The sequence below is a fragment of the Novosphingobium fuchskuhlense genome, assembly GCF_001519075.1.
Taxonomy (GTDB): Bacteria; Pseudomonadota; Alphaproteobacteria; order Sphingomonadales; family Sphingomonadaceae; genus Novosphingobium; species Novosphingobium fuchskuhlense.
The window spans coordinates 103,697-128,410 of record NZ_KQ954246.1 but is presented as its reverse complement, the minus strand read 5'-3'; the positions used below and the strand labels follow the sequence as shown (position 1 = coordinate 128,410).

20 protein-coding genes are annotated in these 24,714 nt (G+C 66.4%); 9 read left to right on the top strand and 11 right to left on the bottom strand.

Translation table 11 applies throughout. The annotated features are described in order from the left end of the window. Position 1: 1 nt before the first annotated feature. Positions 2-1,141 carry an acyl-CoA dehydrogenase family protein gene (locus AQZ52_RS14550; protein WP_067912502.1) on the bottom strand — a complete coding sequence of 380 codons (1,140 nt, stop codon included), beginning with the start codon at positions 1,139-1,141 and terminating at the stop codon, positions 2-4. Between the two features lie 4 nt (positions 1,142-1,145). After that, the gene (locus AQZ52_RS14545) at positions 1,146-2,306 is read right to left on the bottom strand and encodes an acyl-CoA dehydrogenase family protein (RefSeq protein ID WP_067912500.1); all 1,161 of its coding nucleotides are present in this window, start codon (positions 2,304-2,306) and stop codon (positions 1,146-1,148) included. Positions 2,307-2,493: 187 nt separating this feature from the next. Here AQZ52_RS14545 and AQZ52_RS14540 point away from each other — a divergent pair, with 187 nt between their 5' ends. From AQZ52_RS14540 to trhO, 5 genes are all read left to right on the top strand, one after another. Beyond that, entirely contained in the window at positions 2,494-3,345 is an 852-nt protein-coding gene (locus AQZ52_RS14540) for an SDR family NAD(P)-dependent oxidoreductase (protein ID WP_067912497.1), read from the top strand. A 111-nt stretch (positions 3,346-3,456) separates the two neighbouring features. Continuing rightward, positions 3,457-4,746, top strand: coding sequence for an acyl-CoA dehydrogenase family protein (locus AQZ52_RS14535; RefSeq protein WP_067912494.1), 1,290 nt, complete (start codon positions 3,457-3,459; stop codon positions 4,744-4,746). Positions 4,747-4,885: 139 nt separating this feature from the next. Further along, positions 4,886-5,977, top strand: coding sequence for a Zn-dependent alcohol dehydrogenase (locus tag AQZ52_RS14530; RefSeq protein ID WP_067912491.1), 1,092 nt, complete (start codon positions 4,886-4,888; stop codon positions 5,975-5,977). 11 nt (positions 5,978-5,988) lie between these two features. Further along, positions 5,989-7,065 carry a phosphotransferase family protein gene (locus tag AQZ52_RS14525; RefSeq protein ID WP_067912488.1) on the top strand — a complete coding sequence of 359 codons (1,077 nt, stop codon included), beginning with the start codon at positions 5,989-5,991 and terminating at the stop codon, positions 7,063-7,065. Between the two features lie 104 nt (positions 7,066-7,169). Continuing rightward, positions 7,170-7,967: an oxygen-dependent tRNA uridine(34) hydroxylase TrhO gene (trhO, locus tag AQZ52_RS14520; RefSeq protein ID WP_082698071.1), complete on the top strand. Its 798-nt coding sequence runs from the start codon at positions 7,170-7,172 to the stop codon at positions 7,965-7,967. 112 nt (positions 7,968-8,079) lie between these two features. Here trhO and clpB read toward each other — a convergent pair whose 3' ends face one another. Beyond that, positions 8,080-10,659: an ATP-dependent chaperone ClpB gene (gene clpB, locus AQZ52_RS14515; RefSeq protein WP_067912485.1), complete on the bottom strand. Its 2,580-nt coding sequence runs from the start codon at positions 10,657-10,659 to the stop codon at positions 8,080-8,082. Between the two features lie 200 nt (positions 10,660-10,859). Between clpB and AQZ52_RS14510 the strand changes: the two genes are divergently transcribed. From AQZ52_RS14510 to AQZ52_RS14500, 3 genes are all read left to right on the top strand, one after another. Beyond that, complete coding sequence (locus AQZ52_RS14510; RefSeq protein WP_067912484.1) at positions 10,860-12,446, top strand: calcium-binding protein; 1,587 nt, start codon at positions 10,860-10,862, stop codon at positions 12,444-12,446. A 133-nt stretch (positions 12,447-12,579) separates the two neighbouring features. After that, positions 12,580-13,878, top strand: a complete 1,299-nt coding sequence (locus AQZ52_RS14505; protein WP_067912481.1) for an MFS transporter — start codon at positions 12,580-12,582, stop codon at positions 13,876-13,878. A 290-nt stretch (positions 13,879-14,168) separates the two neighbouring features. Then, complete coding sequence (locus AQZ52_RS14500; protein ID WP_067912478.1) at positions 14,169-17,039, top strand: M16 family metallopeptidase; 2,871 nt, start codon at positions 14,169-14,171, stop codon at positions 17,037-17,039. 55 nt (positions 17,040-17,094) lie between these two features. Here the strand turns inward: AQZ52_RS14500 and AQZ52_RS14495 are convergent, their stop codons facing one another. The 8 genes from AQZ52_RS14495 to rpsU all read right to left on the bottom strand — a co-directional run bounded on the left by AQZ52_RS14495 (position 17,095) and on the right by rpsU (position 24,079). After that, on the bottom strand, positions 17,095-17,715 hold the full coding sequence (locus AQZ52_RS14495; protein WP_067912476.1) for a hypothetical protein: 621 nt from the start codon (positions 17,713-17,715) through the stop codon (positions 17,095-17,097). Continuing rightward, a complete protein-coding gene (locus AQZ52_RS14490) occupies positions 17,712-18,902 on the bottom strand; it encodes a M48 family metallopeptidase (protein WP_156424968.1) in 1,191 nt (396 codons plus the stop codon). Before AQZ52_RS14490 ends, AQZ52_RS14495 begins: the two co-directional genes overlap by 4 nt. Positions 18,903-18,911: 9 nt before the next feature. After that, the gene (locus tag AQZ52_RS14485) at positions 18,912-19,682 is read right to left on the bottom strand and encodes a hypothetical protein (protein WP_156424967.1); all 771 of its coding nucleotides are present in this window, start codon (positions 19,680-19,682) and stop codon (positions 18,912-18,914) included. A 112-nt stretch (positions 19,683-19,794) separates the two neighbouring features. Then, positions 19,795-21,288, bottom strand: coding sequence for an Asp-tRNA(Asn)/Glu-tRNA(Gln) amidotransferase subunit GatB (gatB, locus tag AQZ52_RS14480; RefSeq protein ID WP_067912469.1), 1,494 nt, complete (start codon positions 21,286-21,288; stop codon positions 19,795-19,797). A gap of 1 nt (position 21,289) precedes the next feature. Continuing rightward, the gene (gene gatA / locus AQZ52_RS14475) at positions 21,290-22,789 is read right to left on the bottom strand and encodes an Asp-tRNA(Asn)/Glu-tRNA(Gln) amidotransferase subunit GatA (RefSeq protein ID WP_067912466.1); all 1,500 of its coding nucleotides are present in this window, start codon (positions 22,787-22,789) and stop codon (positions 21,290-21,292) included. After that, complete coding sequence (gene gatC, locus AQZ52_RS14470) at positions 22,789-23,091, bottom strand: Asp-tRNA(Asn)/Glu-tRNA(Gln) amidotransferase subunit GatC (protein ID WP_067912463.1); 303 nt, start codon at positions 23,089-23,091, stop codon at positions 22,789-22,791. The genes gatA and gatC overlap by 1 nt, the downstream gene beginning before the upstream one ends. A 67-nt stretch (positions 23,092-23,158) precedes the next feature. After that, entirely contained in the window at positions 23,159-23,704 is a 546-nt protein-coding gene (locus AQZ52_RS14465) for an FKBP-type peptidyl-prolyl cis-trans isomerase (RefSeq protein WP_067912461.1), read from the bottom strand. A gap of 168 nt (positions 23,705-23,872) precedes the next feature. Further along, on the bottom strand, positions 23,873-24,079 hold the full coding sequence (gene rpsU, locus AQZ52_RS14460; RefSeq protein WP_054121618.1) for a 30S ribosomal protein S21: 207 nt from the start codon (positions 24,077-24,079) through the stop codon (positions 23,873-23,875). Between the two features lie 209 nt (positions 24,080-24,288). On the opposite strand from rpsU, the gene AQZ52_RS14455 reads away from it, so the two are divergent. After that, the gene (locus tag AQZ52_RS14455) at positions 24,289-24,708 is read left to right on the top strand and encodes a CrcB family protein (RefSeq protein ID WP_067912458.1); all 420 of its coding nucleotides are present in this window, start codon (positions 24,289-24,291) and stop codon (positions 24,706-24,708) included. Positions 24,709-24,714 lie beyond the last annotated feature (6 nt).

Below are 24,714 nucleotides of genomic sequence, written 5' to 3'. Positions count from 1 at the left end.
CTCAATAGCCGCTGAGCTGCGCCACACGCTCGGCATGGTAGTTGGCATCGCCCATGAACTCGGTCAGCGCGCGCTCGCGCTTCATGTAAAGCCCGATGTCGTATTCGTCGGTCATGCCCACGCCGCCGTGCATCTGCACGCCCTCGCGCACCGCGAGGTTGCAGGCACGCGCCGCCTTGGCCTTGGCGACCGAGACCATCAGCTCCGCCCGCTCGGACCCGCCATCGAGCAGCTGCTGCGCCTTGATCACCACCGCCTCGGCAATCTCGAGCTCGGAATAGAGGTGCGCCGCGCGGTGCTGCAGCGCCTGGAACTCGCCAATCAGTTTGCCGAACTGCTTGCGCGTCTTGAGATAGCCGGTCGTCATCGCGAAGGCGCCGGCGCCCACACCGGTCTGCTCCGCCGCCGCGCCGATCCGGCCCGCGCTCAGAACCTTGTTCAGCACCGCGCGCCCGCCATCGACTTCGCCAATCACCGCCGAACCATCGAGCTCCACACCGTCAAACCGCACATGGCTGGCGATGGAGCTGTCGACCAGCCGCACCGCATTGTGCCCGATGCCCGCCGCATCCTTCGGCACCGCAAACAGCGTCACGCCATCGGCATCGCTGTCGCTGCCCGAGGTGCGCGCCGCGACGATGATCGCATCGGCCGAGGTGCCGTGGATCACGAAGTCCTTGGCCCCCGTCAGGCGGAACCCGTTGCCCGCCCGCTCGGCGCGGCAGGCGATCTTCTCGGGCTTGTGCTTGGCGCCTTCGTCGATGGCCATGGCCAGCACGGTCTCGCCGGCGATGATCCCTGGCAGCCAGCGCCCGCGCAGCTCGTCCGAGGCGTCCTTCAGCGCGGTCACGCCCATGACCGAGGTCGTCAGGAACGGCGAGGGCGTCAGGTTCCGCCCGATCTCGGCCAGCACGATCCCCGCTTCGACATGGCCCATGGCAAGCCCGCCATCGGCTTCCGCCGCGAGCATGCCGGTGAGGCCCATTTCGGCAAACTGCTTCCACAGCCCGTGTCCGAAGCCGTCCTTGCAATTCGTGTCGCGCCAGTGGCGCAGCTGCTTCTTGATCCCGCCTTCATCGGCCATGAAGCCGGTGACGCTTTCGGCCAGCATGGCCTGATCTTCAGTATGATACAGCGGCATGGGATCAGGCTCCCGGCAGTTCGAGAATGCGCTTGGCGACGACGTTGAGCATGACCTCGCTCGTGCCGCCCTCAATCGAATTGGCCTTGGTGCGCAGCCAGCTGCGTGCCGGTGCGCCGCCGCGGGTTTCCTCGCTTTCCCACTCCAGCGCCGTGCTCCCGCCCGCCGCCATCAGCAGTTCGTGCCGCCGCTTGTTGAGTTCGGTCCCGGCGTACTTCATCATGTTGGGCTTGGCCGGATGGGCGCGCCCCACCTTGATCTCGTCGAGGAACTTTTCCCCGCACGCTGCAAAGGCCAGCGCATCGATATCGAACTGCGCCAGCTCCGCGCGCAGCATCGGATCATCCAGACCATTGCGCGTCAGCACCTTGCCGATCGTGCTCGTCTGCTCGCCGCCACCCGCGCCCGAGATCATCTCGCGCTCGTGGCCAAGGAGGTACTTCGCCACGTCCCAGCCCCGGTTGAGCTGGCCGACGATCTGGTGCTTGGGCACCACCACGTTGTCGAAGAAGGTCTCGCAGAACGGCGAGGCACCGCTGATCAGCTTGATCGGCTTGGTCGTCACCCCCGGCGTCGTCATGTCGAACAGCAGGAACGAAATCCCCTGATAGACATTGGTCTTGTCGGTGCGGACGAGGCAGAAGATCCAGTCCGCCTTGTCGGCATAGCTCGTCCAGATCTTCTGGCCGTTGACGACCCAATGGTCGCCCTTGTCCTCGCCGAAGGTCTGCAGGCTCACGAGGTCAGACCCCGAACCCGGCTCCGAATAGCCCTGGCACCAGCGGATTTCGCCGCGCGCGATCTGGTTCAGATAGAGCACCTTCTGCTCTTCGGTGCCGAACTTGAGGAGCGCGGGCCCGAGCATCCAGATGCCGAAGCTCGACAGCGGCGGCCGCGCCCCGGCGCGCGCCAGCTCCTCGCGCCATACTTTGGCCTCGGCCGGGCTCATGCCCGCGCCGCCATAGGCGACCGGCCAGTCCGGCACGGTATACCCCTTGGCCGCGCAGACCTCCATCCAGGCTTTCTGGCCCTCGTTCTTGAAAACGAAATTGCGCCCGCCCCAGCAGATGTCGCCCTCGTCCTGTACGGGCTTGCGCATCTCTTCCGGGCAGTTCGCCTCGATCCAGCTGCGGATTTCCGCGCGGAACGCCTCAAGCTCTGACATGGCTTTTGCTCCTCTCTTAATCGAGAGGTTAAGGCGACTCGCCGCGCGCTGGCAAGCGCCGATTTTGCCAAGGTTTTCCGCCAATCGCGCAGCCCCCGCATGCCGTAGCGTCAACCCGATCGGCATTGACGAAGGGGCGCAGCAGCCTAAGCTCACGCCAAAATCAAAAGCAGATGGAGAGGTTCCCATGCGATTCCACAACAAGACCGTCGTCGTCACCGGGGCAGCCTCCGGCATCGGCCGTGCAACCGCGATCCTGTTCGCCGCCGAAGGCGCGAAGGTCTACGCCGCCGACATCGACGAAGCCGGCCTTGCCGCGACCGCTGCCGAATCGAACGGCGAAGTCCACACCGTGCGCTGCGACGTCACAGTCTGCGAGGACATCAAGGCCCTGATGGACCGCGCCGCTGCGGAAACCGGCGGGATCGACGCCGTATTCAACAACGCAGGTGCCGGCGGCGACATGGCCAAGATCGACGAGATCGAGCCCGAGGGCTGGGACCGCACGATGCACCTCCTGCTCCGCTCGGTCGCCTTCGGCATCCGTTATGCTGTCCCGCACATGATCGGCCGCGCCGGTGCCGCCATCGTCAACACCTCCAGCGTCGCCGCGGTCGGCCCCGGCTACTCGCCCAATGCCTATGCCGTCGCCAAGGCGGGCGTGCTCCACCTCACCAAGACCAGCGCCGCCGATCTCGCCCGCCACCAGATCCGCGTGAACGCCGTCCAGCCCGGCTTCATCAACACCAACATCTTCACCACCTCGCTCGACGTGCCGCCCGAACTCGAAGCGCAGGCCAAGGGCGCCATCGCGATGATGAGCCAGGCCGCCCAGCCTGTCGCCCGCGGCGGCCAGCCGCGCGACATTGCCGAGGCCGTGCTCTACCTCTGCAGCGAGGCGGCCAGCTTCGTGAACGGCACCTCGATCATCGTCGATGGTGGCCTCACCATCGGCCCTCGCCATTCATGGGATCCCGAAGTGCCGGACCTGTTCGAAGCCCTGCGCCAGATGAAGGCCGCCGCCGAGGCCGCCGGCTGAGAAAACACAGCGTGATCAATCTCCCTGCTTGATCTCGCGCAAGGTTTAACCGACAGATTAAATCAAGAAACACAAGCGGTGCCACACGCCCGCACCGCGAGGAGAGCCAACATGGATTTCGAACCCACCGAACGGCAGGTCTACTGGCGCAACCGCGTCCGCGATTTCATCGAGACCAACGTCCGCCCGCGCCACAAGGACTACAAGGCCGAGCAGGCCACCGGCGATCGCTGGAAGGTGCTCCAGGTGGTCGAAGAGGAAAAGGCCCGCGCCAAGGCCGCCGGGATCTGGAACCTGTTCATGCCTCCGCGCAACGGCGGCCACCACCATGTCGATGAAACGTTCGAGTTCGAAGGCCCTGGCCTCACCAACCTCGAATACGCGCTCTGCGCCGAGGAAATGGGCCGCATCTCGTGGGCCAGCGAAGTGTTCAACTGCTCGGCGCCCGATACCGGCAACATGGAAGTGTTCCACCGCTACGGCACGCGCGAGCAGAAGGAGCAGTGGCTCCGCCCGCTGATGAACGGCGAGATCCGCTCCGCTTTCCTGATGACCGAGCCGCTCGTCGCTTCCTCGGACGCGACCAACATCGAAACCCGCATGGTGCGCGAAGGCGACGAATACGTCATCAACGGCCGCAAGTGGTGGTCCTCGGGCCTCGGCGATCCGCGCTGCAAGATCGCCATCGTCATGGGCAAGACCGACACCAGCGCCAAGCGCCACGCTCAGCAGTCGCAGGTTCTCGTCCCCATGGACGCGCCGGGCGTCAACATCCTGCGCCACCTGCCCGTCTTCGGGTATGACGATGCGCCGCACGGCCACATGGAAGTGCTGCTCGAAAATGTCCGCGTCCCCGTTTCCAACGTCGTGCTCGGCGAAGGCCGCGGGTTCGAGATCGCGCAGGGCCGCCTCGGGCCGGGCCGCATCCACCACTGCATGCGCACCATCGGCGTGGCCGAAGAAGCGCTGTCCAAGATGGCCCGCCGCCTCCAGTCGCGCGTCGCCTTCGGCAAGCGGATTTCCGAGCAGTCCGTTTGGGAAGAGCGCATCGCCCGCGCCCGCATCGATATCGAGATGACGCGCCTGCTCTGCCTCAAGGCGGCAGACATGATGGACAAGGTCGGCAACAAGGCCGCCGCGCTCGAAATCGCGATGATCAAGGTGCAGGCCCCCAACATGGCGCTGCGCATCATTGATGACGCGATCCAGGCCCACGGCGGCGGCGGTGTCTCGGAAGACTTCGGCCTTGCCGAAGCCTACGCCCACCAGCGCACCCTGCGCCTCGCGGACGGTCCGGACGAAGTCCACGCCCGCGCTGTCGCCCGCATCGAATACGCGCGCCACACCGATCTCCCCAGCGACCCGGGCTTCACCTCGGGCGACATGGCGATCTCGCGCTAGGACGATCAGACCCGCTCCGGCCTTCCCCCTCTCCGTGAGGGCAGGGCCGGGGAAGGCGCTCGACGTCTCGGCACGGCAGTACGCCCCCACCCAGCCTCCCCCTCACGGGGGAGGAGCCGCACAGTCGGAGAACACGACAATGAAAGCCGCCATCCTCGAAGCCGCCGGCCAGCCGCTGGTCATCGACCAGCTCACCGTGTCCAAGCCCGGCCCGCACGAAGTCCTGATCCGCACCGCCGCCTGCGGCCTGTGCCATTCGGACCTGCACTTCATCGAGGGCGCCTATCCCCACCCGATGCCCTGCGTCGCGGGCCACGAAGCCGCCGGCATCGTCGAGGAAGTCGGCAGCGAGGTCCGCACGGTCAAGAAGGGCGATGCCGTCGTCACCTGCCTTTCCGCCTTCTGCGGCCACTGCGAATTCTGCGTCACCGGCCGCATGTCGCTCTGCCTTGGCGGCGATACGCGCCGCCGTCCCGGCGAGGCCCCGCGCCTCACCCGCTCCAGCGATGGCAGCGTCGTCAACCAGATGCTCAACCTTTCGGCCTTTGCCGAAATGATGCTGATCCACGAACACGCCTGCGTCGCGATCAACCCCGATATGCCGCTGGATCGCGCCGCCGTGATCGGCTGCGCCGTCACCACCGGCGCGGGCACGATCTTCAACGCCTGCAAGGTCACGCCGGGTGAAACCGTGGCGGTGATCGGCTGCGGCGGGGTTGGCCTTGCCACGATCAACGCCGCCAAGATTGCCGGTGCGGGGCGCATCATCGCCGCCGATCCGATGCCCGAAAAGCGCGAACTCGCGATCAAGCTGGGCGCGACCGACGTGATCGACGCGCTCGATCCCGATGCCGCCAAGCAGATCCAGGAAATGACCAAGGGCGGCGTCCACCACGCCATCGAAGCCGTAGGACGTCCCGCCTCGGGCGATCTCGCGGTCGCCTCGCTGCGCCGCGGCGGCACCGCCACGATCCTCGGCATGATGCCGCTCGCCCACAAGGTCGGCCTATCCGCGGTCGATCTGCTCTCGGGCAAGAAGCTCCAGGGCGCGATCATGGGCGGCAACCACTTCCCGGTCGATCTCCCGCGCCTCGTCGATTTCTACATGCGCGGCCTGCTCGATCTCGACAGCATCATTGCCGAACGCATCCCGCTCGAAGGCATCAACGAGGGCTTCGAGAAGATGAAGGGTGGCCACGCCGCCCGCTCGGTCATCGTCTTCGACCAGTAAGGCCAGCCAGCATGACCGACGCACCCATCGACGCGCAGGCCGCTTTCACCGGCACCGTCGCCCCCGAAGGCGCGGACAAGCTCGACGAAGCCAAGCTCACCGCATGGTTCGAAGCCAACGTCGCGGGCTTTCAGGGCCCGCTTACGGTCTCGAAGTTCAAGGGCGGCCAGTCGAACCCCACCTACCGGATCGACGCGCCCTCGGGCCCCTATGTCCTGCGCCGCAAGCCCTTCGGCAAGCTGCTCCCCAGCGCCCACGCGGTCGACCGCGAATACAAGGTGCAGGCCGCCCTCGCCCCCACCGGCTTCCCTGTTGCCCCGCAATATGGCCTGTGCACCGATGACGACGTCGCCGGCTCGTGGTTCTATGTCATGGGCTGCGTCGATGGCCGCACGATCTGGGACGGCGCGATGCCCGGCGCGACCCCGGAAGACCGCCGCGCCACCTACTTCGCCATGGTCGATACCCTCGCCGCGCTCCACAGCGTGGATGTGGACTCCGTCGGCCTCTCCGAATTCGGCAAGCCCGGCAACTACTTCGGCCGCCAGGTCGATCGCTGGACCAAGCAGTACCGCCTCTCCGAAACCGAGCGCATGGAGCCGATGGAGCGCCTCATCGAGTGGCTCCCGCGCACCCTGCCCGAACAGACCCGCATGAGCGTCGTCCACGGCGACTACCGCATCGACAACATGATCTTCGCCCACGGCGAGCCCAAGCCGCTCGCGGTGCTCGACTGGGAACTTTCAACGCTCGGTGATCCGCTGGCCGATTTCACCTATTTCGCGATGGCCTGGTCCACCGAGAACGGCGGCCGCTCCGGCGTCATGGACCTCGACCGCGCAGCGCTCGGCATCCCCGAACTCGACGAAGTGATCGCCCGCTACTGCGAGAAGACCCAGCGCGACGGCATCGCCGGCATGGACTGGTACCTCGCCTACAACTACTTCCGCCTTGCCGGGATCATCCAGGGCATCAAGAAGCGCTACCTCGACGGCACCGCCTCCAGCGCCCACGCTGCGGCCATGTCCGACCGCGTCGGCCCGCTGGCAGACATGGCCTGGAATTATGCGGTGAAGGCGGGGGCTTGATCCGGTTGCTCCCCGAGCTGGTCTCGGGGAGGTAGCAGCCTGACGGGGCTCACGGAGGGGTTCTTCCCCTTGCCCGCACCAGCCAATCCGCTAACGCCGCGGGCATGGCCCTCACCGTCGCCGCGCTTTATCGCTTCGCCCGGTTCGCCGAGCCGGCGGCCCTGCGCGCCCCGCTCCTCGCACTCTGCGAGGCGCAAGGCATCAAGGGCACCCTGCTTCTCGCCCGCGAAGGCGTGAACGGCACCATCGCCGGCAGCGCGGAAGGCATTGCCGCCGTGCTCACCCACATCCGCGCGCTCCCCGGCTGCGCCGATCTCGACGTCAAGTATTCCAGCGCCGCGGCCATGCCCTTCGGCCGCATGAAGGTGCGGATCAAGCGCGAGATCGTGACCATGGGAGAGCCCGACATCGACCCGCTCGCCAGCGTGGGCACCTATGTCGCCCCGCACGACTGGAACGCGCTGATAAGCGATCCCGAAACCATCGTGATCGACACCCGCAACGATTACGAAGTCGCCATCGGCACTTTCGCAAACGCCATCAACCCGCAAACCCGCAGCTTCCGCGAGTTCCCCGCATGGTTCCGCGCCGAACGCGAACGCCTGATGGGTAGCGGCAAGGCACCCAAGGTCGCGATGTTCTGCACCGGTGGCATCCGCTGCGAAAAATCGACCGCTTTCCTCAAGGCCGAGGGGGTGGAGGAGGTCTACCACCTCAGGGGCGGCATCCTGCGCTACCTTGAAGAAGTGCCCGCCCAGCAGAGCCTGTGGCAAGGCGAATGCTTCGTGTTCGACGAACGCGTCGCCCTCGGCCACGGCCTCGCCGAGGGCGAACACGCCCTTTGCAAAAGCTGCGGCCGCGCCGTGGCGGCGGGCGAAAGCTGCATCTGCAACAATAGCTGACCTGCCCTTCCCCCGTTCGGGGGGAGGCTGGGTGGGGGTGCCCGGCGCTTGCCGGCAAGGCCGCCCCCTCCCCCAACCCCTCCCCGGCAGGGAGGGGGGAATCAGCGGGGTGTCACCCCACCACGAACGTCAGCGCGCCGTCGCCTTCATCGATCTTCACCGAACTGCCATCGGGGATCTCGCCCCCCAGCAACCGCTCGGCCAGAGGATCCTGCACATAGCGCTGCACCGCGCGCTTCAAGGGCCGCGCGCCATAGACCGGATCGTAGCCCACCCGGCCCAGCCAGCGCTTTGCCGCATCGGTCAGGTCGATCACGATCTTGCGGTCCTTCAGCAGCGCCTGCACGCGCGCCACCTGCAGGTCGACAATCGGCGCCATGTGCTCGTGGCCCAAGCGGTGGAACAGGATGATCTCGTCCAGCCGGTTCAGAAACTCCGGCCTGAAGTGCGCGCGCACCACGTCCATCACCTGCGGCTCGACCGTCGAGACGTCCTGCCCCTCCTCCAGATTGGCGAGGTACTGGCTGCCAAGGTTCGAGGTCAGCACGATCAGCGTGTTGGTGAAGTCCACCACGCGGCCCTGCCCGTCGGTCAGGCGGCCATCATCCAGCACCTGCAGCAGCACGTTGAATACGTCCTGGTGCGCCTTCTCCACCTCGTCGAACAGCACGACCTGATAGGGCCGCCGCCGCACCGCCTCGGTCAGCACGCCGCCTTCGTCATAGCCGACATAGCCCGGAGGCGCGCCGATCAGCCGGCTCACGGAATGCTTCTCCATGAACTCCGACATGTCGATGCGCACCATCGCGTTGTCATCGTCGAACAGGAAGCCCGCCAGCGCCTTGGTCAGCTCGGTCTTGCCGACGCCCGTGGGGCCGAGGAACAGGAACGAGCCCAGCGGCCGGTTCGGGTCCTGCAGCCCGGCACGCGCGCGCCGCACGGCCTTCGAGACCGCCACCACTGCATCGCGCTGCCCGATCACCCGCTTGCCGATGGTCTCTTCCATCTTGAGCAGCTTCTCGCGCTCGCCCTGCAGCATCCGCTCGACCGGCACGCCGGTCCAGCGGCTGACGACGCCCGCGATGTCGTCCGCGGTCACTTCCTCGCGCAGCAGCGCGTTCTCCGCCATGCCCTGCGCTTCGGCCAATTGCTTCTCCAGCTCGGGAATCCGCCCATAGGCCAGCTCCCCGGCCTTGCCGAGGTCGCCCTGCCGCTGCGCCTGCTCCAGCTCGATCCGCGCCGCATCGAGCGCTTCCTTGATCTTGCCTTCGGCGGCGATCTTGTCGCGCTCGTTCTGCCAGCGCGTCGTGAGTTCGCTCGACTGCTGCTCCAGATTGGCAAGCTCCTCGCGCAGTGCGGCCAGCCGGTCCTTAGAGGCAGAATCGCTTTCCTTGGCGAGCGCCATTTCCTCGATCTTCAGCTGGATAATCCGCCGGTCGAGGTTCTCGATCTCCTCGGGCTTCGATTCCACTTCCATGCGCAGCCGGCTGGCGGCTTCGTCCATCAGGTCGATGGCCTTGTCCGGCAGGAAGCGGTCCGCAATATAGCGATTGGAGAGCGTCGCCGCCGCGACAATCGCGCCGTCGGTGATCCGCACGCCGTGGTGCAGCTCATACTTCTCCTTGAGGCCGCGCAGGATCGAGATCGTGTCCTCCACGGTCGGCTCGCCCACGAACACCGGCTGGAACCGCCGCTGCAGCGCGGGGTCCTTCTCGACGTACTTCTGGTACTCATCGAGCGTCGTCGCGCCGATGCAATGCAGCTCGCCGCGCGCCAGCGCGGGCTTCAGCAGGTTGCCCGCATCCATCGCGCCTTCCGATTTGCCCGCGCCGATCAGCGTGTGCATCTCGTCGATGAACAGGATGATCTCGCCCTCGGCGCCCTTCACCTCGTCGAGCACGGCCTTGAGGCGCTCCTCGAACTCGCCGCGATACTTGGCGCCCGCGATCAGGCTGCCCATGTCGAGCGCCATCAGGCGGCGGTGCTTGAGGCTGTCGGGCACGTCGCCGTTGGCAATGCGCAGCGCAAGGCCTTCCGCGATCGCGGTCTTGCCCACGCCGGGTTCGCCGATCAGCGCCGGGTTGTTCTTGGTCCGCCGCGCCAGGATCTGGATCGTCCGGCGGATTTCCTCGTCGCGCCCGATCACGGGGTCGAGCTTGCCCTCGCGTGCGGCTTCGGTCAGGTCGCGGGCATACTTCTTCATCGCCTCGTAGGCGTTCTCAGCCCCGGCGCTGTCCGCCGTCCGCCCGCCGCGCAGCGCGGTGATCGCCGCCTCCAGCGCCTGCGCCGTCACATTCGCGGTCTTGAGCGCCTGCCCCGCCGCCGTGGTCGTCGCCAGCGTCAGCGCCACCAGCATCCGCTCGACGGTCACGTAGGCATCGCCGCTCTTCGCCGCGATCTGCTCGGCTGCGTCGAGCACGCGCACGGCATCGTTGTCGAGGCCCGGCGTCTGCTGCGCCCCGCCGCCGGAGACGGCCGGGATCTTCGCAAGCGCCTTGTCCACTTCGGCCAGCGCGACAGACGCCGTGCCCCCCGCGCGCTGGATCAGCCCGGATGCCATGCCCTCGCTGTCCTCCAGCAAGGCCTTCAGCACGTGCTCGGGCGCGATCCGCTGGTGGCTGTTGCGGATGGCAACGGTTTGCGCCGCCTGCAGAAAGCCCTTGGCGCGGTCGGTGAATTTCTCGAGGTTCATTAGGGTATTTCCTCCTGATGCCCCGAAGGTAGTGTGTCATTTCGGCCACACAAGGACATGGATCAAATTTCGCCCCCACAACAGACACTCCGCCGCCGCCACTCCGCCGCACCGGTCCGTTCTGGACGCGATTCTAGGTCCTTTTACTTGTATGCCCGGCGCGCATGGGCAGACTGCCTGGCTGCAGGGAGACGAAGCGCATGACCACCATCACCGGCACCAACGGCATCGACAGCATTTCCGGCACCGATGCTGCCGATACGATCTCCGTACTCGGCGGCAATGATACGGTGTTTGCCGGAGGCGGCGATGATGTGCTCATCGGCGGCGCGGGCAACGATACGCTCGCTGGCGGGGAAGGCACCGATACCGCGCGCTACGCGGGCAAATCCAGCGACTACCGCGTGATCCACCTCGGCAACGGCAACTACGAAGTCCTCTCGCTGGTGCGCCCCGTCTTCACCGGCGAACGCGAAGCCGCCATCTGGCAGGGCGGACCGCACGGCGTGGGCGGTGTGATCGACAGCGCCGGGATCTACGGCAACGATCACCTATCCGGCATCGAGAAGCTCCAGTTCGCCGATGGCAGCTTCGATCCAGCCGCGCTCGCCGGCTATATCGGCACGCTGGTCCACACCGCGACCGACAGCGAATACCAGTACTTCGACAGCAACATCCTTGCCGACAGCCCCATCGCCACCTCCGGGGATGACACGATCACCTCGGACGCTGGCAACGATATCATCGTCACCGGTGCGGGCTCGGACACCGTCCACGCCGGTGCGGGTGACGATATCATCGCCGGCAGCATCGGCGGCAGCAGCTACAATGCCGATGGTGCCACGGTGATCGATCCCGATGGCAACGATGGCGATGCCTTCCAGGTCATCGGCCGCGATGCGCTCTACGGCGATGACGGCAACGACAGCATTTATGCGGGCTACGGTTCGCTGGTCGATGGCGGCACCGGGATCGATACCGTCCATCTCGACCTTTCGATCCACTGGGAACCGTGGGTGGCCCACACCATCCTCACCTGGTTCAACGGTCTCGGGCTGACAGTCGATCTGCGCGCCGCCGCGAAAGGCGCGGTCGATCTCGCCATCGACGGGCTGGGCGATCTCCACACCACACTCACCCATGTCGAGCGGTTCGACATCGTGTTCGGGCACGGCAATGAGCACATCACCGGCGGCCTCTTTGATGATCACCTCGATGGTTCGAAGGGCAACGACTGGCTCTACGGCTTTACAGGCGACGACACCCTGATCGGCGGCGATGGGGCCGATACGCTGTCCGGCGGCGCCGGAAACGACCGGCTCCAGGGCGATTGGGGCTCCGACCGGCTCCTCGGCGGCGTCGGCGACGACTACCTCGATGGCGGCGATGATCGCGATATCCTCGATGGCGGGGCCGGCAACGACCGGATCATCGGCGGCGATGGCGCTGACCGGCTGACCGGCGGTGCGGGCGCGGATACCTTCGCGTTCGGCAACCTGCCCGCCAGCAGTTCCAGCCGGGATGTCGTCACCGACTTCGAACACGGCGTGGACAAGATCGAGATTTCGATCTCGGGCTTTGGCAGCCCGGCAGGCTTTGGCAATCCCGGCACTGTCGTCATATCAGGCACAACCGCGCACGCGCCGTCCGATCATCTTCTCTATGATTCCGGCACTGGCATTCTCTGGTTCGACGCCGACGGCAATGGCTCTGGCCGAGCCATCGCTTTCGCGCAGTTCGCCAACAAGCCGGTACTCGATGGCGGTGACTTCACGTTCGTCCTCTGAAGCGCAGCAGCGCGCATACCTATCGCCGGCGGGGCGCACTTGCCGCCCGCCAAGCCGGCAGGCATCACTCGGGCTGGGGATAACACGCCCGCGCCGCCCCACGGCAGGCAGCGGGCCGGGGAAAGGACACGCGATGGGCGAATCCGGCGCAGAAGCCGCCAACGCCGCTGGCACGGCAGCAGCACCGCAACGTATCGCGCTGTGGTCGGCCACCGCCGCGCTCGCCGGTCTGCTGTTCGGCTTCGATGTCGCGGTCATTTCCGGTGCGGAGAAGGCCATTCAGGCACACTGGTCGCTCACCCCCTTCGCCCACGGCCTCGTCCTTTCCGCCGCGCTCTGGGGCACGGTCATCGGCGCGCTGGGCGGTTCGTGGCCGACCGACCGGCTCGGCCGCCGCCCCACCCTCGTCGGGCTCGGCCTTGCCTATGTCGCCGCCTCATTGGGCTCGGCACTCGCGGTCGGCCCCGTCGATTTCGCCGCGTTCCGCCTGCTCGGCGGGCTGGCCATCGGCGTCTCCTCGATCGCGGTGCCGGCCTATATCAGCGAGATCGCACCCCCGGCCCGGCGCGGCCAGCTCGGCGCGCTCTACCAGTTCAACATCGTGCTCGGCATTCTCGTCGCCTACTTCTCCAACTGGGTGATCGGCTCAGGCACCACGAACGCAGCCGGAGACGCCCAATGGCGCTGGATGCTGGGCATTCAGGCGCTTCCTTCCGCGATCTACCTTCTCGCCAGCCTCGGCCTGCCCGAAAGCCCGGTCTGGCTGGCCACACGCGGCTCCATCGGCAGGGGCGCTTCCGTGCCATGGTCGGGTTTCCTGCGCACGCCCCTTCTGCGCCCCGCCAGCCTCGCCTTTACCATCGCCCTGTTCAACCAGCTTTCCGGCATCAACGCGGTGATCTATTTCGCCCCCCGTCTGTTCGAGGAAGCCGGTCTCGGCAACGCGGCCGCGCTCCTCGCCTCGCTCGGGATCGGCGTGGTCAATCTCCTCGCGACGGGCATTGCAGTCCTGCTGATCGACCGGCTCGGGCGGCGCACGCTGATGGTGATCGGCTCGGTGGGGTATTGTGTCTCGCTCGCGGCCATTTCTGCCGCCTTCGCCGCCCATGCCGGTGGGCTCGTGGCCCCGCTCGTGTTCCTGTTCATCGCCGCCCACGCGGTAGGGCAAGGCGCGGTGATCTGGGTGTTCATCGCCGAAGTCTTCCCCGCCGAGGCCCGCGCCCGCGGCCAGACCATCGGCTGCGGCACGCACTGGCTCCTCGCCGCGCTCGTCTCGCTGCTGATGCCGCCGGCGCTCGCCGCGTTCCCGCCGGCCGCGATCTTCGCCTTCTTCCTTGCGATGATGCTGCTGCAGCTCGTCTGGGTCCTGCGCGCCATGCCCGAAACACGCGGGATGTCCGTCGATGCCGGCATGGTATTCGTCGGGCACTGACTGTCCTACAGGACAGCTTTCCGCTAGGCTTGGTGGCGATGAAGGCACGCTCGTTCCCGCTCCGACCGGTAATCGACCGGATCGATCAAAAGCGACCAACTGATCGAATGCAAGTATTCCTCAGGACAGTGTCAACTGTGTCAACCTGCGGCCCGGAGCAACACCCATCGGGGCAATCCGCCGGTTCGGCCCATTTTGATTCTGTTCAGCCCCGCCATGCTCTGGAACAAGGCGACCATTACTTTCCGCGCGGCCGCCAACCGGCGCGCCGCCCCAGCCGCAGGATCACCATGCCCCGTTCGCACTCCCGGTCGTTTCTGGCCACCCTGCTTGCGTTTCCCGTCCTCCTCGCCGCGGTACCCGCGCTGGCCGCCGATCCCGCTGCCCCGCAGATCACGGCCGCGCCGGTCGCCGATCTGGTGAAGGCGGTCGATATTCCCTACGAACGCTTCACCCTGCCCAACGGCCTCACCGTCCTCGTCCACACCGATCGCAAGGCGCCCGTCGTCGCGGTATCCGTGTGGTACAAGGTCGGCTCCAAGAACGAACCGCGCGGCAAGACCGGCTTTGCGCATCTGTTCGAACATCTGATGTTCAACGGCTCGGAAAACGCACCGGGGGATTTCTTCCTTCCGCTGAAGGAAATCGGGGCGACCGATTTCAACGGCACCACCTGGTTCGATCGCACCAACTATTTCGAGACGGTGCCCAAGGCCTCGCTCGACCGCGCGCTGATGCTGGAGAGCGACCGCATGGGCTATCTCCTCGGCGCGGTGACGCAGGAAAAGCTCGATAACCAGCGCGGCGTCGTCCAGAACGAGAAGCGGCAGGGCGACAACGATCCGTTCGGACTGGTCGAGTACGAGCAGTCCGAAACGCTCTATCCCGCCGGCCATCCTTATCACCACAGCACGATCGGCTCGATGGCCGATCTCGACAGCGCCAGCCTCGACGACGTGAAGGGCTGGTTCCGCGACCACTACGGCCCGAACAACGCGGTGCTGGTGCTGGCGGGCGACATCGATCCGGCCACGGCGAAGGCCAAGGTCGAAAAGTGGTTCGGCGGTATTCCGGCGGGCCCTGCGGTCCAGCCGGTCGCGGCCCCGGTCCCGACGCTGCCTGCCCCGATCGCCCGCACGATCCAGGACCGCGTCGCGACCACCCGCATCTACCGCATGTGGGCCATTCCGGGCCTCGACAATCCAGACTACCTGCCCCTCCAGGTCGGCGCGCTGATCCTCGGCGGGCTGGCCAGCTCGCGGCTCGACGATGCACTGGTGCGCACCAGCCAGGTGGCGGTCAGCGCTTCTGCCAACGCCAGCATCTTCGCGCAAGCAGGCCAGTTTGTCATGCAGGCTGATGTGAAGCCGGGCACGGACCCTGCCAAGGTTGGTGCCGCGCTCGATGCGCAGCTTGCGCGGCTGATCCAGGATGGACCGACCGCTGACGAACTGGCCCGCGCCGCCACCAGCTTCACGGCCGGCCAGATCCGCTCGCTTGAATCCGTCGGCGGCTTCGGCGGGAAGGCCTCCACGCTGGCCGAGGGTCTGCTCTATGCCGGCGATCCGGGATACTACCGCAAGGAACTGGAGGACGCCGCGAAGCTCACCCCTGCCGCAGTGCGCGATGCCCTGGCGCGGTGGCTGAAGCGGCCCGCCTTCGCGCTGACGGTCGTCCCCGGTGATCGCACCTCCGGTGGCGAGGCGCGCGGCGGAGACGACGCCCTGCCGGCTGCCGCAGCAGCCAAGACGACTGTCGTGGCAGCAGCTGCGGCGCCCGTTTCGGCCGCCGCAGCGGCAGACCGCAAGTCGATCCCGCCGGCCGGAGATGTCCCCGCGCTGGACTTCCCGTCCATCGAGCGGACCAGCCTCAGGAACGGCATCAAGGTCGTCTTCGCCCGTCGCAGCGCGGTGCCGGTCGTCTCGGTCCGGATCTCGTTCGATGCCGGTTATGCGGCCGATCCGCAGGGCGCGCGCGGCACCACCGCGCTGCTGCTGCGCTTGATGAACGAGGGCACCGCCAGCCTCGATTCCTCCGCACTGGCGCGCGCCAAGGAAGCGCTCGGTGCATCGATCAGTGGTATCGGCATGCCCGATACAACCGCGTTCGAGCTCAATGCGCTGGTCCCCAACCTCGCTCCTTCTCTGGAACTCCTCGCTGAGTACGTCCGCCATCCGGCGCTAGATCCCGCCGAACTCGAGCGTGTCCGGACGCAGCAGCTGAGCGCAATCAAGAGCGAGCTGACCAACCCGGCCGCCCTCGCCACCCGCATGCTCTACCCCGCGATCTACGGCCCGGCGCATCCCTACGGCTATGGCCCCACCGGCACCGGCGACGCGGACGTGGTGAAGAAGCTGACGCGAGCGGACCTCGCCGGTTTCCACGCCCGCTGGCTGCGGCCGGACCGGGCGACGATCTATGTCGTGGGCGATACCACGCTCGACGCTGTCGTCCCGCTGCTCGAGAAGAGCTTCGGCACCTGGCCGGCAAACCGCATGGCCCCGCCGGTGAAGGATTTCTCTGCCGCGATCCCGGTTCCTGCCCCACGCATCATGCTGATCGATCGTCCCGGCTCACCGCAGTCGTTGATCGTCGGCGGCGCGGTTCTGGCTGCCAAGGGCACCGACGACACTGTCACCCTGCGCATCGCCAACGATGTGCTGGGCGGCGATTTCCTCAGTCGCATGAACATGAACCTGCGCGAGACCAAGGGCTGGTCCTACGGCGTCGACAGCGCGATCAGCGACCGCGCCGACCGGCTGATCTTCCGCATCATGGCCCCCGTGCAGACCGACCAGACCGGCCCCTCGATCCACGAGCTTCAGGGCGAGCTGACGCGGTACCTCGGCCCCAAGGGGACGACGGCAGAGGAGACCGCACTCGCCACCCAGGGCAGCGCGCGCGAACTTCCCGGCGCGTTCGAAACCTCGGGCGCGGTGCTGGATGGCATTGCCAAGATCGAGACCTACAAGCGCCCCGACACCTGGTACACCACCCTGCCGACCCGCTACCGGGCGATGACCCCGGCCGATCTCGATGCGGCCGCGCGCAAGGAAATCGACCCGGCCAAGCTGGTCTGGGTGGTCGTGGGCGACGCCGCGAAGGTGAAGCCGCAGCTCGACGGGCTGGGTCTTCCGGTGCAGGTGATCAAGGGGGAGTGAGCCTCCTCGAGGACCGGTGCCGCCCCTGTGGGCGGACCGGTCTTCTGCCCCCCGGTTACGAGGGCTTGGCGACCGGCATCACGCGGAAGGTCACGCTGTCCATCACCGCCACGGCTTTGGCGCTGTCGCGGTCGAAATAGAAGAGCGCCGGCGCCTCGAACAGCACGAGCTGCAGCTGGCCGTGCACGACTGCGGCGGTGGCGATGCCCTTGTAGATTAGGTTGCTGCCGTCGCGCACATATTCATAGCGGATGCGCACAGCATCATTGCCGCCCAGCTTCGCCGGCTCGACCGCGGTCGTCTTGAAGACCACCGCATTGCGCGCCACGCGCCAGGTCCGCTCGACAAGGTCGGGCAGATCGGTCAGCTGCATCGTGTCGGCGAACTTGGGAAGCGGGTTGTCCTTCTTGTTGAACTCGTAAAGCAGCGGCTTGCCGCTCGCGATGTCGCCCGCGACATAGAGTTCGTTGAGCGTAAGCCCGTCGAGCGTCCACTCTTCCGACCCCTTGATCGGGCCGTAGGTGACACGGTTCCATTGCGTCGGCGCCGTGATGACCATCGATGATTTGCCCACGATGATCTGATCGCCAACCTTGACCAGCTTCCAGGCCAGCGCCGGGGTCGCGGCGGCCAGCACCATCGCACCAACCAGAGCCAAACGGACGCGCATCTTCATGCCTTGTCTCCAATCATCATGGCCATCATGGCCCGGTCCGGCGCGGCCGGATTGCGTTCGATGTAGCTGCGCAGATCGGCCTTGCCCTCATCCACACGGCCCAGCTTGATCCGCACCAGTCCGCGCCCGCGCCATGCCTCGGCGGGCGCATCGGACGCGGCAATCGCATCGGCGTAGAACCCTTCCGCCTTTTCGAGGTCGCCGGGCTTGGCGTGGGTGCGATAGAGATCGCCCCGCGCCACAAGCAAAGCGGCAGATCCGGTCTGCTGCGCCAGACTGCCGATCAGCACGTCGCTCGCGCCGAAATCGTTGAGCTTGATCTGGTCGTCAAGGAACCCCGGAAGCCAGCGTGCCAGCGCGGCGCGATACGGTTCACGGCCTACTTCGGCCCCGGGGGCCTGCTTCGCGGCTTCCGCCTCGGTATAGGCAATGCGCTCCGACAGCGAAGGATGGCTGCCGTCGGCCTTGTCATCCTTCAGGGTATGAGACTTGCGCTTGCGTTCAATCGCGGTCGCATCCCACTCCGCACGAAACAGCTTCCACGGTGCGGAAATCTCGCTGAGCGAATAGCCGGCTGCGGACAACCGGGCCAGGCTGTCGATATCCGCCTCGCGCTCCATGTCGCGCGAATAGCCCGAGAGACCGCTGACAATGCCCGGTACGGCGAGCAGTCCGATCCCGGTCAGGGTCAACCACAGCGCTGTGTTGCCCTTGCTCTTCAGCTCCTGAAACCACAGCAGCGCGTGCCGATGTTCGTAGTGGGCAAATTCGTGCCCCAGAACGGCAGCGAGCTGGGCTTCGTTGGTCAGGTGCAGCAACATGCCGCTGTTGATCTGCATCATCCCGTTTGGCGCCATCGAAGCGTTCGCCTCCGGCGTGCGGACAATATAGAGCCTCGCCGCACCGCAGCGCGCTTCGCCTACCGTGCGGCAGAGCACGGAACGGATATAGGCGTGGAGATCCGGATCAGTAATAAGCTGCGGCGAGTTCCTGATCCGCCGCTCTGTCTCGTCGACCTCCATCCACAATCCTCGTTCCTCGTTGCCTTCCGGGGAATAGGGGATCGCGTGGACCGGCGTAGTGACCGGAACGCGGGGAGCAACAGGCGCCTGCTCGGCCAGCGCGGGATGTGCGCAGGCCAGAGCGGCACTCGCCGCGAACAGCAACCGGAAGCGAGTGGCACGCACCGCCGTCACTCACTTCGGAGCGGCAGCGGAGGCACCCGGAAAGGCAGGCTTGCTGCCCGGAAAACCCGCCAACAACTGGCCGACACGCTTGGCCGCGCCCTCTGTTTCGCGGGGATCGCCGCCCATTGCGATGTCGGTATTGAACCAGACGATATCACCAGTCTTGAGGTCGACAAGTCCGGCATAGCCGACATGGATGCCCGTGGGCACATACGCCCCCCACATCGCGGCGAAGATCATCGCGGTCTTGCGGCCGGCGCTGCCGTAGGCATCGTGGGTATAGAAGAACAGGCCATATTCGGCGCCTGTCGCCTCGGCAAACTTGGCCATGCCAGGCCCCAGCGTCCAATCCAGCCGCCAGCGCTTGCCGGGGTTCTCCTCCGTGCGCTCCTCCCGCTTCGTCGGCAGATGGTCGCCTGCGATCCCGTGCGTCATGACCGCGCTCGACACGGCGAGGAAGAGCGCCCTGTGCGAGTCGATAAGCTCGGCGTCCGTGCCCTGCTGATCGCCGAGAAATTCGAGATTGAGGCCCTGTGCGGTGGCCTGCGTCTTCATTTCCGAAGCAATGTTGGTCCGCGCCGTCTGCGTCCATTCGACGTTGGGTTCATCCTGCCCGGCGGCACGCAGCGTGCCGACCTGAACCTCGGGCCGGAAGACGACGATCTTGGGCGTATGGTCGGTCGGGAAAGCGAAGCCTTCCTTCAGGACCGAGCCCGCCTGTGCGGTACCCGCCGCAAAAAGAAGCCCGGCGGCGATCAGACCGCCAACCATTGCACGCATCAGCCTTGTCAGCATCTCTGCTCCCCCGTCCTGAGGAAAAGCTAAACGAACCGAGATGCTTGGCAAGGCGGAATGCATCCAGAACGGCAAGTCCGTGCCAAGACGAAGCCTGTCAGCCGAGCTTCGCCTTCAGCACTTCGTTGACCAGCTGCGGGTTGCCCTTGCCCTGCATCGCCTTCATCGTCTGGCCGACGAAGAAGCCGAACAGCGCTTCCTTGCCGGCCCGGTACTGCTCAACCTTGTCGGAATTCGCGGCGAGCACGGCATCGACCGCTGCCTCGATCGCGCCGGTGTCGGAGGTCTGCATCAGGCCTTCGCGTTCGACGATCACGCCCGCCGCATCGCCGGTTTCGAGCATCTTTTCGAGCACCTGCTTGGCGATGGAACCCGAGATCGTGCCTTTGCCCACCAGTGCCAGCAACGCGCCGCCCGCCTCGGGGCTGACAGGGCTTTCGAGGAGGCCCTTGCCCAGCTTGTTGAGCGCGCCAAACAGTTCGGACGTCAGCCAGTTCGCCGCCTGCTTGGCAACCTCGCTCTCGGGCTTGCCCTGCTGCGTGGCGGTCGCCGCGAGCAGTGCCTCGAACCAGCGCGAGGTCTCGACTTCGGCGGTCAGCACCCCGGCATTGTAGGCCGAAAGCCCCAGCACCGTCTCGTAGCGATGCCGCTTGGCATCCGGCAGTTCCGGCAGGCTGGCGCGGCATTCCTCGAGGAACGCGTCGTCAAGCTCGATCGGCAGCAGATCGGGATCGGGGAAGTAGCGGTAGTCGTGCGCATCTTCCTTGCTGCGCATCGAGCGCGTCTCGTTGCGGTCCGGATCGTAGAGCCGGGTTTCCTGCACGACCTTGCCGCCATCTTCGATGAGGGCGACCTGGCGCTTGGCCTCCTGCTCGACCACGGCCATCACGAAGCGCACGGAGTTGACGTTCTTCGTCTCGGTCCGCGTGCCGAAAGGCTCACCCGGGCGGCGCACCGAGACGTTGACGTCCGCGCGCATCGAGCCCTGGTCCATGTTGCCATCGCACGAGCCGACATAGCGCAGGATCGTGCGCAGCTTAGACAGGTACGCACCCGCTTCCGCAGGCGAACGCATGTCTGGACGGCTGACGATTTCCATCAGCGCCACGCCCGAGCGGTTCAGATCGACATAGGACATCGTCGGGTGCTGATCGTGCATCAGCTTGCCCGCGTCCTGCTCGACATGGATGCGCTCGATGCCGATGGTCTTGGTGCTCTCGGGGTTCTTGTCGTCGAGCTGCACCTCGATCGCGCCCTCGCCCACGATGGGGTGGTAGAGCTGGCTGATCTGGTAGCCTTGCGGCAGATCCGCGTAGAAGTAGTTCTTGCGATCGAAGCGAGACCACTTGTTGATCTGCGCGTTGATCGCGATGCCGGTGCGCACAGCCTGGCGGATGCATTCGCGGTTGGGCACGGGCAGCATGCCCGGCATCGCCGCATCGACGAGGCTGACCTGCGTGTTGGGCTCTGCCCCGAACGCGGTGGCCGCGCCCGAGAAGAGCTTCGCCTGCGTGCTGATCTGCGCATGGACTTCGAGGCCGATCACGACCTCCCATTCGCCGGTTGCGCCCTGGATACGATAGTCGCTCATCTTACCACCACTTCGCCGGACGCGCGGTGAACCCCGCGCGGGCTTCGATCGCGAGACCCGCATCGAGCACGCCCTGTTCGTCGAACGGGCGGCCGATCAGCTGGAGCCCTAGCGGCAGGCCCTGCCGGTCGAGCCCGGCGGGCACCGACATGGCGGGCAGGCCGGCCAGCGAGGCGGGCACGGCAAACACGTCGTTGAGGTACATCGCCAGCGGATCACTCACCATCTCGCCAAGCCCGAAGGCCGCAGTCGGCGCGGTGGGGGCGAGGATGACATCGACGGTCTGGAACGCGTCCATGAAGTCGCGGCTGATCAGCGTGCGGACCTTCTGAGCCTGCGTGTAATAGGCATCGTAGAAGCCTGCCGAGAGCACATAGGTACCGATCAGGATACGGCGGCGCACTTCCGCGCCGAACCCGGCGGCGCGCGTCGCGGCGTACATGTCCTGCAGGCCCGCGCCCCTTGCCGATTCTTTGGGCGGCAGATCGCGCAGGCCATAGCGTACGCCGTCATAGCGCGCGAGGTTGGACGAGGCTTCGGCGGGGGCGATGATGTAGTAGGCGGGGAGCGCATACTTGGTGTGCGCGAGATTGATGTCGACGATCTCGGCACCCGCGTCCTTGAGCCAGGCAATGCCTTCGTCCCACACGCGGGCGACATCGGCGTCCATCCCGTCCATGCGGTATTCGCGGGGGATGCCCACCTTCTTGCCGCGCAGGTCGGCGTTAAGGCTGGCTTCCCATTCCGGCACCGGCATGTCGAGGCTGGTCGAATCCTTGGGATCGAAGCCGGCCATCGCTTCAAGCATGATCGCGCAGTCGCGCACATCGCGCGCCATCGGTCCCGCCTGATCGAGGCTGGAGGCGAAAGCGACGATGCCCCAGCGCGAGCAGCGGCCATAGGTCGGCTTGATGCCCGAGATACCGGTAAAGGCGGCGGGCTGGCGGATCGAACCGCCAGTGTCGGTGCCCGTCGCTGCAGGGGCAATGCGCGCCGAGACCGCAGCAGACGAGCCGCCCGAAGAGCCGCCGGGGGCCATCTGCGCATCACTGCCTTCGCGGCGCCACGGAGAAATGACGTTGCCGAACGCACTCGTCTCGTTCGAGGAGCCCATCGCGAACTGGTCGAGATTGAGCTTGCCGAGCATGCCCGCGCCGGCATCCCACAGCTTCTGCGAAACGGTCGATTCGTAAGGCGGCACAAAGGTGCCGAGGATGTTCGAGGCGGCGGTGGTCTTCGTGCCCGTCGTCGCGAACAGGTCCTTCATGCCGATCGGCACGCCAGCCATCTTGCCCAGCGCCTTGCCGGCCGCGCGATCCGCATCGACAGCGGCGGCCGCTTCAAGCGCCTTCTCGGGCGTCAGCGTGATGAAGGCATTGAGCGCAGGCTGCGCTTCGGCGACGGCTGCGTTGAACGCACCTGCCACTTCGACGGCAGTAAAATCGCCTTTCGCCACGCCTTCGCGGATCGCGGCGACGCCAAGGTCAGTCAGTTCGCTCATCACTCGATCACCTTGGGCACGCCGAAGAAGCCGTGTTCACCGGCAGGCGCGTTGGAGAGCACCTTGTCGCGGACATCCCCGCCGGTCAGCGGATCGGCACCGATCACATCGTCGCGCAGGCGCTGCTTGTTGGGGATCACCGCCGTCATCGGCGCGATGCCTTCGACGTTCACTTCGCCGAGCTGTTCGACCCACGCGAGGATTCCGTTGAGTTCGGGCACCATCGCCGCGATCTCCTCATCGGTCACCTTGATGCGGGCCAGCGAGGCGATCCTGGCCACCGTGGCGGTGTCTACGGACATGGCATTCTTTCGCTAGGAACTGGGCCGGAGAGAGCGGGGCCGCTCCCTCCGGCGAAGTAAGGAACGATCAGGGCTGCGGCATGCTTTCAGCGCCGGCACCGCCCCGCGGGTCGCTGCCGAGCTGCTGCCGTTGCTGGAGCTCCTGGCGGCGCTGCTCGAGCTCGGCCGCGCTCTTGAAATCGAGCAGTTCGACTTCGAAGGTGAGGTCGCTGTTCGCGGGGATCACCACTTCGCCGGTCGAGGGGTTCTTCTGCTCCTGCGCGCCATAGGCCATGGCCGCTGGGATCATCAGCTTGTACTTGCCGCCGCGCTGCATATTCTGCAGCCCCTTGCTCCAGCCCGGGATCACACCGTCGACAGGAAAGGCAGCCCGCTGGGCGCGCTCGAATTCCTTGCCGCTGGCGAGGTGCCCGACATAGTTGACAAGCACGATGTCGCCCGCCGTCGGGGACGGGCCCTCACCGGCCTTGAGCGTTTCAATGACAAGGCCCTGATATCGCACAGCCCAGGCCGCACTCGCCGCAATCAGCAGGGCGAGAATCACGCCGATCCAGATGCGGGTAAGCGATCCCTTGCCGACCGGCTGGAGCGGAACGCGGGTGATTTCCGACATGTCTTCCCCTTTTGCGGAGCCGGCGGAACGGCTCCATGTCATGCCCTGCGCGGACGCCGGCACAAGGCCGGACAAGCGAAAGGGCGCCGCAGATACGGCGCCCTCTTGGCCCAGCCGGACCCTTATCGCAAGAGGCTAAGGGGCAGCATCAAGCGCCCCCGCAGCAGCTTACTTGCCGCCGTCGCGCTCAAGCCGCTTGCGCTCCATCTTGCGGGCGCGGCGGACAGCGGCAGCCTTTTCACGGGCGCGCTTTTCCGAAGGCTTTTCAAAGTGACGGCGCAGCTTCATCTCGCGGTACACGCCCTCACGCTGCAGCTTCTTCTTGAGCGCGCGAAGGGCCTGGTCGACATTGTTGTCGCGAACGAGAATTTGCATAAACCGCTACACCTCAATGCTGATGGCGAGAGCCCGCACGGAGCGGGAGTCACCTTGATTTGTTTCAGGAGCCATCCGGAGATGGCAGAAATAGAAAACGCGCCGAATCCGAACGGATCGGCTCTCCCGCGGCGCCCGCTACCAAAAGCGCCCCACCAAGGCAAGCAATCTCGTGCATTTGAGACAAGGCTGCGTTAGGGGCTTGCCCAATGACAACCGCTATACCTCTGCTTTCCAGTGCCCCCCCGGGTCTTGCCGTCGCCGCGGGCGGCGCGCTTGGCGCATGGCTCCGCCACCAGACCGGCCGCCTTTTCATGGCAGCCTTCGGCCCCGTCGCCGCAAGCGCCTTTCCCTGGGCGACGCTTACGGTCAACGTGCTGGGCAGTGCCGCCATGGGCATCCTCGTCGGCTGGCTGGCGCGCCATGGCACCGGGGGTGAGCCCTGGCGGCTGCTGCTCGGCGTCGGCGTGCTCGGCGGCTTCACGACGTTCTCCTCCTTCGCGCTGGAATTTGCGCTGTTCGTCGAACGCGGTGCGCTGGGGCTGGCGGCAGCGTATGTCACGCTTTCGCTGGTGGCCGGCTTTGCCGCGCTGTTTGCAGGCCTCTGGCTGATGCGGGTGGCGGCATGAGCGGCA

What these genes read in the sequence shown, in the direction of transcription:
- AQZ52_RS14550 (WP_067912502.1), bottom strand. Translation starts at nt 1,141, where the DNA reads ATGCCGCTGTATCATACTGAAGATCAGGCCATGCTGGCCGAAAGCGTC.
- AQZ52_RS14545 (WP_067912500.1), bottom strand. Translation starts at nt 2,306, where the DNA reads ATGTCAGAGCTTGAGGCGTTCCGCGCGGAAATCCGCAGCTGGATCGAG.
- AQZ52_RS14540 (WP_067912497.1), top strand. Translation starts at nt 2,494, where the DNA reads ATGCGATTCCACAACAAGACCGTCGTCGTCACCGGGGCAGCCTCCGGC.
- AQZ52_RS14535 (WP_067912494.1), top strand. Translation starts at nt 3,457, where the DNA reads ATGGATTTCGAACCCACCGAACGGCAGGTCTACTGGCGCAACCGCGTC.
- AQZ52_RS14530 (WP_067912491.1), top strand. Translation starts at nt 4,886, where the DNA reads ATGAAAGCCGCCATCCTCGAAGCCGCCGGCCAGCCGCTGGTCATCGAC.
- AQZ52_RS14525 (WP_067912488.1), top strand. Translation starts at nt 5,989, where the DNA reads ATGACCGACGCACCCATCGACGCGCAGGCCGCTTTCACCGGCACCGTC.
- trhO (WP_082698071.1), top strand. Translation starts at nt 7,170, where the DNA reads ATGGCCCTCACCGTCGCCGCGCTTTATCGCTTCGCCCGGTTCGCCGAG.
- clpB (WP_067912485.1), bottom strand. Translation starts at nt 10,659, where the DNA reads ATGAACCTCGAGAAATTCACCGACCGCGCCAAGGGCTTTCTGCAGGCG.
- AQZ52_RS14510 (WP_067912484.1), top strand. Translation starts at nt 10,860, where the DNA reads ATGACCACCATCACCGGCACCAACGGCATCGACAGCATTTCCGGCACC.
- AQZ52_RS14505 (WP_067912481.1), top strand. Translation starts at nt 12,580, where the DNA reads ATGGGCGAATCCGGCGCAGAAGCCGCCAACGCCGCTGGCACGGCAGCA.
- AQZ52_RS14500 (WP_067912478.1), top strand. Translation starts at nt 14,169, where the DNA reads ATGCCCCGTTCGCACTCCCGGTCGTTTCTGGCCACCCTGCTTGCGTTT.
- AQZ52_RS14495 (WP_067912476.1), bottom strand. Translation starts at nt 17,715, where the DNA reads ATGAAGATGCGCGTCCGTTTGGCTCTGGTTGGTGCGATGGTGCTGGCC.
- AQZ52_RS14485 (WP_156424967.1), bottom strand. Translation starts at nt 19,682, where the DNA reads ATGCGTGCAATGGTTGGCGGTCTGATCGCCGCCGGGCTTCTTTTTGCG.
- gatB (WP_067912469.1), bottom strand. Translation starts at nt 21,288, where the DNA reads ATGAGCGACTATCGTATCCAGGGCGCAACCGGCGAATGGGAGGTCGTG.
- gatA (WP_067912466.1), bottom strand. Translation starts at nt 22,789, where the DNA reads ATGAGCGAACTGACTGACCTTGGCGTCGCCGCGATCCGCGAAGGCGTG.
- gatC (WP_067912463.1), bottom strand. Translation starts at nt 23,091, where the DNA reads ATGTCCGTAGACACCGCCACGGTGGCCAGGATCGCCTCGCTGGCCCGC.
- AQZ52_RS14465 (WP_067912461.1), bottom strand. Translation starts at nt 23,704, where the DNA reads ATGTCGGAAATCACCCGCGTTCCGCTCCAGCCGGTCGGCAAGGGATCG.
- rpsU (WP_054121618.1), bottom strand. Translation starts at nt 24,079, where the DNA reads ATGCAAATTCTCGTTCGCGACAACAATGTCGACCAGGCCCTTCGCGCG.
- AQZ52_RS14455 (WP_067912458.1), top strand. Translation starts at nt 24,289, where the DNA reads ATGACAACCGCTATACCTCTGCTTTCCAGTGCCCCCCCGGGTCTTGCC.